Here is a 12,603-nt window from a genome sequence, read left to right on the forward strand (position 1 = left end):
AAGCTTCATTCTAATACGCGAGGCTAGTCAATGCGACCTAAAGTTGCGTTTTCATTAGCTTACAAACCTGATAAATAGCCCATGCTTGATTAGGACTAATATGAGGCAAAGTACAAAATGTTGACTAAAATTGATTGAGCAAAGGCGCAAGCACTGGCAAAATTGCCTTAATTTTTATCAAGTGTGAACACAATCATGGCAAACTTAGAAGCAAACCGTTGGTTTACAGAAATTAGCGACCGCGATGGCAGCGCTTTTTCACTTAGAGTCAACAAAAAATTAGACGAAATCCAATCACCATTTCAAAAAGTAGAAATGTTTGAAACGACGGATTTTGGTAACCTGATGATCATTGACGGTTGCACTATGGTGAGCACGCGTGAAAACTTTTTCTATCACGAAATGATGAGTCACCCAGCGCTATTCTCACACCCTGCACCTAAAAATGTTGTGATCATTGGCGGCGGCGACTGTGGCACATTGCGTGAAGTATTAAAGCACCCTGGCGTTGAAAAAGTAACTCAGATTGATATCGACGAAGTTGTGACGCAAATGTCTTTGAAATACTTCCCTGAGCTTTGTGAGTCTAATAACGATCCTCGCGCAACTGTGATGTTTGATGATGGCATCAAATATATGCGTGAAGCCGAAGCAGAGTCTATCGACGTTATCATCGTTGATGGCACCGATCCTGTTGGCCCTGGTGAAGGTTTATTCAACCACGCATTCTACAAGAGCTGCTTAGCAGCGCTTCGCACTGGTGGTATCATGATCCAGCAAAGTGAATCACCTCTGATGCACATGCCATTGCTACTAGAAATGCGCGATGCAATGTTGGAAGTAGGCTTTGTTGATCTGCAAACCCTGCCTTTCCCACAACCAATCTACCCAAGCGGCCTGTGGTCAGCAACAATGGCGCGTAAAGATCAAAAGTTTGCCGGATTCCGCGAGCAAGACGTCGATAACGCAACATTTGACACTGAGTACTACAACACAGGTATTCATAAGGGTGCATTAGCAACACCTAACTTTATGAAGCGTGCTTTCGAAAAGTAGGCCGAATCAAAATATAAACTTAATTGTTAAAGTGTAGTGGCTCATATCTGACTCTACAGCCTTGATGATTAGGTTAATACTTCACCTGACCTGCAGTTATGAGCGAACAATAGACGTTCGCTCTAGCTCGTTTTTGGATAAAAACGTTTTAGGTCCTTGGTTTAATGGCTTTGTTAGGCTAATTTTTCTCATTGTTTAGGATAGCAATTGCAGCATTTAAACGAATTGTTTCGTTTTCACTAGCTAATAGCTCATAGAGAACATTCAACGCTTCTGCTTTATTTCCTGAACACGTGACTTCAGGAGCCGACTCTGCTTCAAAGCCAGACACGATGTAATCGTCTAACAAATCATAGTGCTGAGATATCTGAGATAAGGTCTTTCGAGCACCAGATAAAGAACGTATTACCGCTGGCGGTAAATCTGCGCGAGAAACTGTTTTCAATAACTCGACAGTTACATAGTGTGGATTACCAACATCTTCTCGGTCAGCATCAGAGTCATATTGATACACACTCGTTGTTTTAAAAATATGTATCAGTGCTTTATTTGAAATTGAAGGTGTTAATACAATTGAGTTTGCAGGCATATCTACAAACAAATTCACCATAGAAACCGAAATTTCTGATAAGTCTGCATATCTTCCAGCCAGAGTTTTAGCAACTTCTTCACGAGATTTGTTAGCTAAAGAAGTGCCACAAGGCCAGCCTATGCTGATGCGCCCATCAAGAAATTCTTGTTCACGGTTAAAGCCGTGTGGTTTACAACGTAATATATATGCGTTCATAGGAGTTCTCTTTTGGTTCATTGAAGTACAAGAGAACTATAGATGAAGCCTTTCGCCCTGTAAAGCACTTAGAAGTTCTATTTTTAAATTTTGAAGTTCTATGAACGCTTATATCAGATGTATTGCCTATTAGCCTAAAACGCCCGCGTAATAAGCGCGAGCTAGCGAGCGTCCTGATTGACGCGTTTGTTAGCTTGTGTTGCACGAATAAAATCAAGATCACTAGTAATAACTCCAATACCCGATGCGACAACGTCATCGTAGGATTGGGTGATCGATTCATGTCGAGACCATAGATAAACATCCGAACCATAGCTTTGTAATCTTGATGCTAGGCGTTCAGGATAGCCCCAAAAATACTTTGTCATCGAGGGAGGTATAAAAAGAATGGTGTTCCTACAGGACTCAGGAACTAATCCCGCCCATCCAACTAAAAGATAATTTATTCCGCAACTCTTTACACTACCAACACTTGCTAACCGTAAAGATGAATCCTTGTTTCGAAACCACTCCATACCTTTTGAAGAGGTAATTACAATATGGCTAGATTTTTTTCCAGATAGATACTCATATAAAGTTTCGAATGAACGTATGTCGTTATCCTTTAGGTTTAACCAAAACTCATGCTTTGGATACCGTTTATAAAACGCCTCTAACTTAGAGATCCCAAAACCTTTTCCTCTAAATGGAAAAGTCGCACCATCATCGAACGTATATCCATATCCTGCATCAATACTTTTCAACTGCTCAAATGATGCTTTATGTACCGGCCCAGACCCGTTTGTAGCACAATCTAACGTCCAGTCATGAAAAACAACCAGTTGATCATCACGAGTTCTGTGAACATTTAGATGAATTACGTTCGCTCCGGCTGCAACGGAAGAAGCCACTGCTTCTAGTGTGTTCTCAACAGAATTGATGTTTGATGCTTTTATTGAAAGGGCGGTACAGCCAGTTTTCTTTAATTTTTCATAATTAACTGCGCTTCCCCCTCCTCGATAGGCCACGATCTCGCCATGTCGCTGAAGGTCAGGAACGAACACATAAGCGTTAACAACTCCTAGTGTGATTATGCAAAACAGTGCGATCAAAAACGTCTTAACTATTTTTATAAACATTTATTACCTGAATCCTTGATAGATGGTCGATGAAAGCTAACGCCCGCAACACCGGACAATTTGGAGCGCAGCGGAAAATCAGTCTGGCAACATGCGCTTGTTAGATGTTTTTAAATCAAATTTTTTGTTGCAAAAACAATTAGCATGATGATGCCCATGATAAATGATCCACCAGCTACTAAATAGGAATTCTGAGCATAAGTCTTAGTATTTTCATTCATCTCAACTTTTTGAATAGCATCACTAATATAAAGCATGGAAAATAGACTGGAGACGATTGAAATAAGGAATGACACCATCACTACTGGAATTAGATATACCCATTCTGGCTGCGAAAACACTTTAGTTAAAAAGGAAACTAATATCACTAGCGTACCCGTGCTTATAGTTGTCAGGTGCTTCATAACATCATAAAGCAGCCTGTAACCTTCCTCTTCTTGCTTACGTTCTAAAGGTAATTCGTTGTCTGACATAAATCGTTACCTACTATTCATCTAACGAGCCTGTAGAATAACTCGTTTCAAATTTGCTTTTGTAATCAACAAACGATAACTGAGTTCCTATTTTGATTCAATCGTTTAGTTGGGTGTGAGTTGTTATTTTAGGGCGTTTTTTAAGCTGGTTTGTTGTGGTTTGAGAGGCGTTTCGGAGCTGTTAGGTCAGGTTGTTCTTAGCTTACGACACCCTTTCTCGTAACTTTTCGATATTGTGAACAAGGCAGTATAGCTGCCATTGAGCATTGACTTTTACTTGGCCGCGTAATGTGAGCTTATTTATCCCTTTATTCACCGTGATGTTGCCGAATACTGGTTCGATACAACCAAGTCGTTTGCTGTATTGTCGTCGTCCTATTGGGCTGTCTATTTTTACTTTCATTTTGTCGATGTAACTGATTTTTTTGCGAGACTCATCACTCTTAAACTGTACTTGTCGGCCTGTTTTTATCGGTGGCTTTCGCATGCACTGCTGTTGTAGTGGGCATACTTTGCAATCTTTTAAGTAACCACAGAATCGCGTGTATTCTTGGTTGTAGCTTTTTACATTGATACCGCTTCGCCACATCTCGTTCCCTGCGGGGCAGTGGCAGGTTTGTGTTGCTTCATCATAATGGAAGTCGTCTGAGGTAAATAAGCGTGGCTTGCATTTACTGCGTTTTAATCGGCGCTTTTCTTGCTCTGTTTCGTAGGTTTCGCTCTCTTTAAACAGTGGGTTGCGTTTTCTAAATTGGTTATCAGCTATGTAAGTATCAAAGCCACTTTGCGCCATGAATTCAAGGTTCGCTTCACTATTAAATCCACTGTCTGCGGTAAATTTAATGGCCTGTTTGTGAGAGAATTTATCACTGTTCAGTTTTTCAAGTTGTCGTTTTAATTGCTCAACGGCTGGCTGCAGTGTTTGTTGCTCGCCCACCGAGCCCCATGCCTGTGCTTGTAGTATAATTTGATGTTTCTCATCGTTTATCGCTATCCCGTTATAGCCTTGAATTGTGCCTTTTGACGTGGTCATTTTCGCGCTGTCTGGGTCGGTAATATTACTTTTAACCGGCTTACCTTTACTGCCTGTTTTCTCTTCGTGAGTAGCTAAGAACGCGGTGATTTTATCTGCACTTTTATCTAGCTTTTCTTTTTGCTTTAAGTCTTGAGTGACCAGCTCTTCACTTAAGCCATCTTGCGCTTGATGGCGCTCAATTATGCGTTTGCTTGCGCGTTCTAATTTGGCTTTTTTACGGCCTAGCTCATCGAATGTACCGCTCCACTCTTTACTTGCGTTGGACTTCAATTTGCACCCATCAATGGCAAACATGTTGCGTCCTATCAAGCCTTCTTCATCACATATCATCAGCACTTGCGTAAATAGCGGTTCAATCTGTTCGTGCATTTTAGCCACAAAACCCGCTATTGATGTGTAATGCGGCTGAATATCACCCGACACACTCATAAATAAAATGTTTGTTTCACACGCTTTAGCAATTCGCCGACTACTGATTAAACCATGTGCATAGCCCAGTAAAATAACCTTTAACATCACCGCGGGCGGATACGCCGCAGCGCCTGTTTTGTCGTTGTTATACCAAGCGTCAAAGCCCGACAAGTCAAGCTTATTTTCGACTATATAACAAAGCGCATATTCAAAGGTTCCCGGCAAAATTTGCTCAGCGAAATTGATTGGAATGAATTTATTTTGGCGGGATAAGTCTGGCTTATAGTTGGCCATAACAGATTACCGTGGGTGAATAATAGCTATTAGATCACAGTAACCAACTCGATTCAAGGTTAAGAAATAGTCAATCCAAAACCAACACTCCAGTACCTGAAAAGAGTAATTCTACAGCCTCAACGTCGCCATCACAGGTGTCAAAAAGTGTAGTGAGTGAAACGAACATAGCTTTTTGACATCCTGTGCATGGCCTTGTTAGGTTGCTGCGGTAGCCGCTATTTGCTTTCGATACTTGAGAGAAATTCATCAAGTGCCTTGTTAAACTCATTTGGTCTTTCCCAAAACATCATATGCTTGCCCATGTAAACAGCTGTAGCAGAGGGAGTGTTAGATTTTATCCATTTTTCCGCAACTTTCTTCTTTTCTTCGCGGACGATGTATAACAACGGCATTTTCCCGTCTAGGGCGAGAAGGTCGGCGCTATAATCAAGATAGAATCCAGTCGCGTTTTGAATCGACGCGACACTACTGGATGTGTTGCTGGCGATTTTAGATAGCCAAGCAACATTCTCTGGTGATGGATTCTCTAACATCCATTTAACGAATTCTCTTATTACGTTTTCACGATCCTCGATAATACCTTCAGTGAATGACCTCGAATAACCATCTGAATCATCGTTAAGGTACCAGACCCATTCGTCATATGTTGCGCCGGCTATATCTGGGCCAGTATCGATCATAATCATGGCTTTGATTTTATCGGCACCAAACTGATTCAGATACGCCAATTGCTCTGTTACCCCGTAAGACCATCCCGCCAAAATTACATTTTTCAAATCTAGTTTCTTGATGAATTGAGCAAGGTCGCGAGCATGCTGTTGATAAGTATGGCCTTCAACGGGTTTTGATGATTTTCCTTGCCCCCGAGGATCAAACGCCACCGCTGTATATTTGGTCGATTCTTTGAAGTGGGCCAATTGATGCTCGAAAACCTCCGATGACATCATCCAGCCTGGGATGAAAATTATTGTGGTGTCACCGCTTCCTGACTGCTCATAATGAATGGTGAGATTGTCATCAATTTGAACTTCTTTCGCAGAAGTATTTACGGTAAATATACTGAGGCACATCATGGTTATGACTAGACTTGAAATTTTCATGGCTTCCCTATGTTGACCGAGTTGTTTACGTAGGCAGAATGAAAGCAACCTAACGCTTGCCGTGAACGGCACAAAATAGCAGGCTAAAATTGGCGACAAAGGAGCACAAGCCTGCAGTTTTGTGTCCTTGGTTTAACGGCTTTGTTAGCTGTACTTCACTAGAACTTCTTTAGCAAACCTATAAAAACAAACTGCCGTTAATAGTGTGAAAATAGAGGGGATAAGAAATACGAAAACCTCAATTAAGCCAAGCTCTTCAGAACTCTCTGCAATTGAACTTGCTACAAACGAAGAGAAAATTGTAGCAACAATAGAGATTTTAACTCCTTTGGCATGCTTACTTTTTGTAACTTTATCAAGCTTAACAAATGCGAAAAGTACTATGAAAAGAGCAATTAGATAAGTAAAAGTATCTACTATCATCACAGCGAATTCAGCCAGTGATATCCCATACATATTTTTGATAATTTCTGCGAACATTTCCACTACTCAGGTTTTCCTTGTACAGCTAACGCCGCAAATAAACGGCAAAAAATAGTTGGCTATAATTTTGTGAGGTACGAACAAAGCCAACTGTTTTTTGTCCGCACTTTTTAATTTGCCTTGTTATATGCCTATTTTCCTAGGCTTTTGAAATTAGATATTTCATAAAGTTTATTGCCTAAGTTAACAAAATTCTCTAAGTTTCTTTCCTGTGTCGAAGCTCTAGGTTCCCACAGGCATGCTTTTGAATACCCAGCACCATTTTTAGGCTTAAAACACCAAGTTGAACCATCCAATCCTCTTGTATTGTCTTCCCTTAAGGTAGCTTGAACTATTCGATACAAGTCTTTCAAGTAGATGACTGTGCCGGAATCTAACTTTGCTGTTGATTCATGCTTTATAGTTGTTTTCAATGGCCCGTTGGTTGAAACAGGTTCAATGTATTCTGACAATAAATAACTCTCTTCACCCGAGCAGAATTTGAAGAAATAACTCCCATGAAAAGAAGTGGTAATTTCAAACTCAAATAACTTTCCCCCAAGCACGTCTGTTTCTGAGCAATTAGGGAGATCGTTAGAAAATGCTTTGAAGCTAAATACTATTAATAAAGCTAAGGTTTTGTTCATAACTTAAAAGGCACATAACGCCGCCATATGGGGCACACAAATGCTTGGCTAAAATTAGCGACGAAGGAGCGCAAGCCAAGCATTTTGCGTCCAACTACCATAATGGCCTTGTTATAAGCCCTTTTTACAATGCATTGCTACTTTATGAGCCACTTTACTACCAGTTAGCATATTGATGGCAATAATCATCGATGGCGTATATAGAAATAATGCAGCTCCCGCAAAAGCATTTTTTGCCTCTGGAGCAAAAGTCATGATTACCATCGATGTGTTAACTAGAACAAATGACCAAATGAACCTTTTAATAAAACCATCAGCTTTAACAAAAAATTTATAGTATTTATTAAAGAGATAAATACCCGCTAATAATATTAAGCTGAACACAAAAACCTTTTCATAATAGCCGTGAACTGAGGTGTAAAAGATAAACCCTGGCACCACTACTGGAGATAAACTCGCAAATGCTAATTTTTGCCTAAGCATTTTATTTGTCACCGAACCTCCGAGGGCTTATAACGCCGTTGTAACTGGCTAAAAATAGTTGGCTAAAATTTGTGAGGCACGAACAAAGCCAACTAATTTTTGTCCGCGTTAACAACTTTGTTATGAACCGCATCCAGTTGGTTTAACTTCTTTAACCTCAATTGCGATTGGTAAGTCATTCTCCAATTTATATACTGAAACCTTACAAGATTGAAAAGCGACGCCTGTCCATAATGCAGAAATTCCTTTACCACCGATCCGCTCATTTACTACAACATAATTACCACCAAGCTCAGGAGTAAAGCTTACAAAAGGCCAGCATGATTTTTCCCAGCCTGAATTGTGCCACTTTATGATTGAAGTCAATGTAATAGGCTCATTAGCTGCTACTTTAATTATTGTATTTCGTTCAGTTTCGTTGAAGGTTGTTTTTAGCCCTGAATTCGTGCAGACAATAGGCTCACCGTTAAAAGGAACACCTTCCTCAGTCTCATATTTTTTATCCGCGCTAAATTCTATAGTCGCAAAATTTTGGTTTGTAGTATTCTTATATTTCGGAAGCTTTGTGCCAAAAGATTGTTCTGATAATGAAGTGGCAGCACACCCTGTTAGTGCAAGAAACGAGAATATAACTACCAATGCCTTAAATTTCACACTTATCTCCTGATAGGTTCATAACGCTTGCCGTAAACGGCACAAAATAGCAGGCTAAAATTGGCGACGAAGGAGCACAAGCCTGCTGTTTTGTGTCCTTGGTTTAACGGCCTTGTTAGTTACCATTTTCACGGAACTTGGCAATTTTTTGTTTTGCTATCTCGACCGAGTTACCTTCCCAGATATCTATTTTGCTACCTTCAGCAAAATAGTTTTCAAGAAAATTCTGAGCAAAATGCCATGGGTGGTATTCCCAACCGTTATTTTTAGCATTGGCGGAATTACGAATCCATAGATCCCAAATTGCCACGTCAATTGTATTTGATAAGTGAAGTTGCTGTTTAACGTAAACCCTCCAATCTCCATTAGTTGATTCGAAAAAGCTTGGGTGTTTCCGATTAAACTCTTGAAGGGCAGCTTCAGTTTCATTTGGCAATTTTTCCAACACGCTAATGATATAGAGTTCAAAGAAGTAATCTAATGGTTGCTCTGCCTGATAATGAGGAGCCAAAGTGATCATTACATCATCATATGACTTAGGGTATTCAGGCATTTTAGGTGGAACATATTGCTCTTGATTCAATTGATTATCCTTTTCAATGGCTTCAACACTAAAGCCAGTCAGTGCAAAGGCTAAAAATAATACTCGCAGATTTAGCATATGCTTCCTTTGGTAACTAACAATTTAATATCGACCCAATGGGTCGTTTTTCTAACGAGTCATGGGTCATTATTCTCATTGTACCAGCTTTATCACAATAACTAACTTGTTGCTACAGATATATTTTTAATCATTATAGAAGCTATAAAAAGGATAAAAACGACCCAATGAGTCGTTTTCTTGACTATAGGAGAAACACAACAATACTGTATATAAACACAGCCAAATTAGGGCTAGCTCAATGAGAACTCGTTCACCATTTTTAAACCACATCGCAGAGTTTATGCTGACTAAGCAATATTCGCTCAGAACCGTTGATACATATCTTAAGTGGATTTCTTCCTATATTCATTTTCATGATAAGCGTCACCCAGCTTCAATGGGCGATAACGAGGTTGTCGAATATCTCGACTGCCTTGTATTTAAACGTAATGTGTCGCCTAAAACACAAGCGACAGCGTTAAATGCATTATCTTTTCTGTATAAGCAAGTAATTAAACAGAATTTGTGTCCTAATTTAACGTTTGTCAGAAGCAAGCGCCAATCTAAGTTGCCAATTGTTATGACCCCCGATGAGGTTAAACGCCTCATGTCGTTTTAAGTAAACGATATTATTTAATTTCAGGTTTAATGTATGGTAGCGGCTTACGTGTAATGGAAGCCGTTCAACTACGAGTTCAGGACATTGACTTTGACTACAAGTGCATTCGGATCTGGAATGGAAAAGGGAATAAACATCGGGTAGTTACACTTGCCACTGAACTTATACCTTTGCTAAGAAATCAAATTGCTCAGGTTAATGAATACTTAAAATTAGATTCCCAGAACGAATATTATGCTGGTGTTTGGATGCCAAACGCACTAGCAAGAAAATATCCTAGCGCTAATAAGTCAATTGCTTGGCAGTATCTATTTCCCTCATATAAGTTAAGTGCTGATCCTGAAACTGGCGAGATCCGCCGACATCATTTTCATCAAACAGGAGTACGTAAAGCGGTTAAAGAGGCAGCCAAAAAAGCACAAATAACAAAACCTATAACGCCCCACACTTTTAGACATTCATTTACTACAAAGTGGTGCAGATATCAGAACCGTGCAAGCTCAACTTGGTCATTCCGATGTGAAGACAACGCAAATATATACTCATGTTTTACAGCAAGGCGCAAACTGTGTTGTTAGCCCTTTGAGCAAAATTTTCTAGCTTTTTTTGGGCCAGAAACGAGTTACGCCTGCGGGTTCGTTTCCGGCACATACACAACGGTCCAATTTGATTGAGCTCCGTTAATAAAGACTAACAGATCACATTAAGACGTATTCAGATAAAGGGCTTAATTACCCTTTATTTTTTCCAAAAACAACCGTTTTTGTTCTGGGGTTGCTTGTTGCCACCAATAGTCCAACATGCCAACCACATCTGGGTGTGCTGACTTAGGCGCCGCTGGCGTTACGGCTCGTGTGGTAGTACTTGGCGTTGAATAACGTGGTGCAGTGGGTGTTGAAGGCTCACTTGCTATCGTTGTCGTTACTCTTGGTCTTTCTTGCGTCACCACCAGTGTTGTCGCTAACGATTCATTGGGTGCTTGCAACATAATCAACGGCTGATCTGCAAATGCCTTTGCCGCAACCACATTGTCAGGTCGGTTAAATTCAACCTGATACTCGCCGTCTTGATCGATACTTACTTTCGCCCAGAATGGCTTCGACTCTATGGTTTCGTGGTCGTCATAGCCCACTTCATACAAATCGGTGTAACGCATTTTGACCGCATACTCTCCTTTTGCTAAGTCCAACTCTCGCACTTTGGAGAAGAATGAGTGTTCAATGGTTTTATCATCAACTTGCAAGGGAATAATTTCTTCAGGAAAACTTAGCAACGCGGCCTGTGAAAGCGGTGACAACAGTAAAACAGCGGTCGCAAGCGTATATTTTAAGCGCATCTATTCACTCCTTCGTGAGTACCAAATCATTATACCTTGATGAGATTACTGCATACCTGCTTATATCTCTACCCTTTTAATTGATGCGCAGCGGGATAACGCATCAAATCTATTGAGTCTCCTTGAGAGTTAGCTATGCTAGAGCAATTCAATATACAGATAAGGAAGGACCATGAGTTCAGAAACTATTTTTACCAAAATTATTAATCGAGAGATCCCAGCAGACATCGTTTACGAAGATGAACAAGCACTCGCGTTTAGAGACATTAATCCACAAGCGCCATTTCACGTCTTAGTTATTCCTAAAACAGCAATTGCGACTATCAATGACGTGACGGAAGAAAATGCTCATCTTGTTGGTCATTTGTATGTTGTTGCAGCCAAACTAGCGAAAGAGCACGGCTTTGCAGAAGATGGTTATCGTGTAGTGATGAACTGTAATGATCACGGTGGTCAAACCGTATATCACCTTCATCTACATGTATTAGCTGGAAAAGAAATGGGCTGGCCGCCTTATCAAAATACGAAAAAAGTACCAGTTTAGATTATTCTCTGTTAAGCAATGTAAATAAGTAAGTTATTAACAGAAAATGCTAAAAGCTTACTTATTTCAACAAATTACATTTCAATACATATTCTGTACATAATTTCGATTTATTATTTCACTTTGTTATATAGCGGATTTCTCTATCTTGTACTAAAAATTCTAATACAAAAGGTCTGAATCCCATGTTAGCATTGAGAAATCGGAAAAATTAGAGTGTGTCCTAAAATGAGCAGTAGTGCTTTTTTGTTATTAGATAAAGAACCGGTTAACACCATTGGTATCAATGTGTTACAACCTTTGTTAAAAACCCAAGGGTTGGATGTTACGACTGGAACTGATATCTCAGATGTGCCTGAAGGCACTCGATTACTTTTCATCGAAACCGCAGTGAACGATTCTTGGGGTAAATTAAAAGAACAACTAGTCAACCTCAAAGTCAAATGCGATATCGTACTATTCAACTTAGATGAAAACCCAGAGCTGGCCAATCGTGCGCTGCTAAGCGGGATTCGTGGTGTCTTCTACACGACAGATAATGCCGACGTGCTAATGAAAGGGATCCGTTTGTTGCTTGAAGATCAACTGTGGTATCGCCGTGACGTGATGTGTAATGTGTTAAATCGCATGCTGCAATTTAATAAAGATGCATTACATAAACTAACCGAAGGTGATATCGAACCTGTGAAACTCACTAAGCGAGAAAAAGCAATTATCGCGCTGATGAGTAAGGGTGCGAAAAACAAAGAGATCGCTGAAGAGCTAAATATCAGTCCACATACGGTGAAAACGCATTTGTACAGTGCATTTCGTAAAACCAAATGTCGTAACCGTATCGAACTCCTTTCGTGGGCTCAGCAGAATATTCCTGACGAGATCCGCTAAGCTTCATCTGTCTTTAACCTGCTGACGCAAGTCAGTGGGGGAAAGACAGCGC

14 protein-coding genes and 1 pseudogene are annotated in these 12,603 nt (G+C 40.2%); 4 read left to right on the forward strand and 11 right to left on the reverse strand.

The features are described 5' to 3' along the window. Positions 1 to 195: 195 nt before the first annotated feature. Complete coding sequence (gene speE, locus GSF04_RS22225; protein ID WP_010378188.1) at positions 196 to 1,056, forward strand: polyamine aminopropyltransferase; 861 nt, start codon at positions 196 to 198, stop codon at positions 1,054 to 1,056. 178 nt (positions 1,057 to 1,234) lie between these two features. Here the strand turns inward: speE and GSF04_RS22230 are convergent, their stop codons facing one another. The 10 genes from GSF04_RS22230 to GSF04_RS22275 form a co-directional block, all read right to left on the reverse strand. Further along, entirely contained in the window at positions 1,235 to 1,843 is a 609-nt protein-coding gene (locus tag GSF04_RS22230) for a hypothetical protein (RefSeq protein WP_045987811.1), read from the reverse strand. A gap of 161 nt (positions 1,844 to 2,004) precedes the next feature. Beyond that, a complete protein-coding gene (locus tag GSF04_RS22235) occupies positions 2,005 to 2,961 on the reverse strand; it encodes a glycerophosphodiester phosphodiesterase family protein (RefSeq protein WP_211858815.1) in 957 nt (318 codons plus the stop codon). A gap of 110 nt (positions 2,962 to 3,071) precedes the next feature. Beyond that, positions 3,072 to 3,434, reverse strand: a complete 363-nt coding sequence (locus GSF04_RS22240) for a hypothetical protein (RefSeq protein WP_010606842.1) — start codon at positions 3,432 to 3,434, stop codon at positions 3,072 to 3,074. 202 nt (positions 3,435 to 3,636) lie between these two features. Next, positions 3,637 to 5,175 carry a transposase gene (locus tag GSF04_RS22245; protein WP_211858816.1) on the reverse strand — a complete coding sequence of 513 codons (1,539 nt, stop codon included), beginning with the start codon at positions 5,173 to 5,175 and terminating at the stop codon, positions 3,637 to 3,639. A 218-nt stretch (positions 5,176 to 5,393) separates the two neighbouring features. Then, positions 5,394 to 6,278, reverse strand: a complete 885-nt coding sequence (locus tag GSF04_RS22250; protein WP_211858817.1) for an alpha/beta hydrolase — start codon at positions 6,276 to 6,278, stop codon at positions 5,394 to 5,396. A gap of 144 nt (positions 6,279 to 6,422) precedes the next feature. After that, complete coding sequence (locus tag GSF04_RS22255; protein ID WP_211860111.1) at positions 6,423 to 6,758, reverse strand: hypothetical protein; 336 nt, start codon at positions 6,756 to 6,758, stop codon at positions 6,423 to 6,425. 134 nt (positions 6,759 to 6,892) lie between these two features. After that, a complete protein-coding gene (locus tag GSF04_RS22260) occupies positions 6,893 to 7,387 on the reverse strand; it encodes a hypothetical protein (RefSeq protein WP_211858818.1) in 495 nt (164 codons plus the stop codon). A 111-nt stretch (positions 7,388 to 7,498) separates the two neighbouring features. Further along, complete coding sequence (locus GSF04_RS22265) at positions 7,499 to 7,882, reverse strand: hypothetical protein (RefSeq protein ID WP_211858819.1); 384 nt, start codon at positions 7,880 to 7,882, stop codon at positions 7,499 to 7,501. 108 nt (positions 7,883 to 7,990) lie between these two features. Then, the gene (locus GSF04_RS22270) at positions 7,991 to 8,524 is read right to left on the reverse strand and encodes a hypothetical protein (RefSeq protein ID WP_152085820.1); all 534 of its coding nucleotides are present in this window, start codon (positions 8,522 to 8,524) and stop codon (positions 7,991 to 7,993) included. Positions 8,525 to 8,639: 115 nt separating this feature from the next. Further along, positions 8,640 to 9,185 carry a hypothetical protein gene (locus tag GSF04_RS22275; RefSeq protein WP_211858820.1) on the reverse strand — a complete coding sequence of 182 codons (546 nt, stop codon included), beginning with the start codon at positions 9,183 to 9,185 and terminating at the stop codon, positions 8,640 to 8,642. Positions 9,186 to 9,426: 241 nt separating this feature from the next. On the opposite strand from GSF04_RS22275, the pseudogene GSF04_RS22280 reads away from it, so the two are divergent. Beyond that, positions 9,427 to 10,386: pseudogene (locus GSF04_RS22280) on the forward strand (integron integrase). A gap of 127 nt (positions 10,387 to 10,513) precedes the next feature. Here GSF04_RS22280 and GSF04_RS22285 read toward each other — a convergent pair. Next, positions 10,514 to 11,122, reverse strand: coding sequence for a DUF2057 domain-containing protein (locus tag GSF04_RS22285; RefSeq protein ID WP_211858821.1), 609 nt, complete (start codon positions 11,120 to 11,122; stop codon positions 10,514 to 10,516). A gap of 172 nt (positions 11,123 to 11,294) precedes the next feature. Between GSF04_RS22285 and GSF04_RS22290 the strand changes: the two genes are divergently transcribed. Further along, positions 11,295 to 11,666, forward strand: a complete 372-nt coding sequence (locus GSF04_RS22290) for a histidine triad nucleotide-binding protein (RefSeq protein WP_010376435.1) — start codon at positions 11,295 to 11,297, stop codon at positions 11,664 to 11,666. 228 nt (positions 11,667 to 11,894) lie between these two features. Beyond that, on the forward strand, positions 11,895 to 12,551 hold the full coding sequence (locus GSF04_RS22295; protein WP_010376437.1) for a response regulator transcription factor: 657 nt from the start codon (positions 11,895 to 11,897) through the stop codon (positions 12,549 to 12,551). The last annotated feature ends 52 nt before the right edge of the window (positions 12,552 to 12,603 follow it).

It is taken from the genome of Pseudoalteromonas sp. A22 (genome assembly GCF_018141345.1).
Classification (GTDB): Bacteria; Pseudomonadota; Gammaproteobacteria; order Enterobacterales; family Alteromonadaceae; genus Pseudoalteromonas; species Pseudoalteromonas maricaloris.

What these genes read in the sequence shown, in the direction of transcription:
- GSF04_RS22295 (WP_010376437.1), top strand. Translation starts at nt 11,895, where the DNA reads ATGAGCAGTAGTGCTTTTTTGTTATTAGATAAAGAACCGGTTAACACC.
- GSF04_RS22235 (WP_211858815.1), bottom strand. Translation starts at nt 2,961, where the DNA reads ATGTTTATAAAAATAGTTAAGACGTTTTTGATCGCACTGTTTTGCATA.
- GSF04_RS22230 (WP_045987811.1), bottom strand. Translation starts at nt 1,843, where the DNA reads ATGAACGCATATATATTACGTTGTAAACCACACGGCTTTAACCGTGAA.
- GSF04_RS22275 (WP_211858820.1), bottom strand. Translation starts at nt 9,185, where the DNA reads ATGCTAAATCTGCGAGTATTATTTTTAGCCTTTGCACTGACTGGCTTT.
- GSF04_RS22255 (WP_211860111.1), bottom strand. Translation starts at nt 6,758, where the DNA reads ATGTTCGCAGAAATTATCAAAAATATGTATGGGATATCACTGGCTGAA.
- speE (WP_010378188.1), top strand. Translation starts at nt 196, where the DNA reads ATGGCAAACTTAGAAGCAAACCGTTGGTTTACAGAAATTAGCGACCGC.
- GSF04_RS22250 (WP_211858817.1), bottom strand. Translation starts at nt 6,278, where the DNA reads ATGAAAATTTCAAGTCTAGTCATAACCATGATGTGCCTCAGTATATTT.
- GSF04_RS22245 (WP_211858816.1), bottom strand. Translation starts at nt 5,175, where the DNA reads ATGGCCAACTATAAGCCAGACTTATCCCGCCAAAATAAATTCATTCCA.
- GSF04_RS22290 (WP_010376435.1), top strand. Translation starts at nt 11,295, where the DNA reads ATGAGTTCAGAAACTATTTTTACCAAAATTATTAATCGAGAGATCCCA.
- GSF04_RS22240 (WP_010606842.1), bottom strand. Translation starts at nt 3,434, where the DNA reads ATGTCAGACAACGAATTACCTTTAGAACGTAAGCAAGAAGAGGAAGGT.
- GSF04_RS22285 (WP_211858821.1), bottom strand. Translation starts at nt 11,122, where the DNA reads ATGCGCTTAAAATATACGCTTGCGACCGCTGTTTTACTGTTGTCACCG.
- GSF04_RS22260 (WP_211858818.1), bottom strand. Translation starts at nt 7,387, where the DNA reads ATGAACAAAACCTTAGCTTTATTAATAGTATTTAGCTTCAAAGCATTT.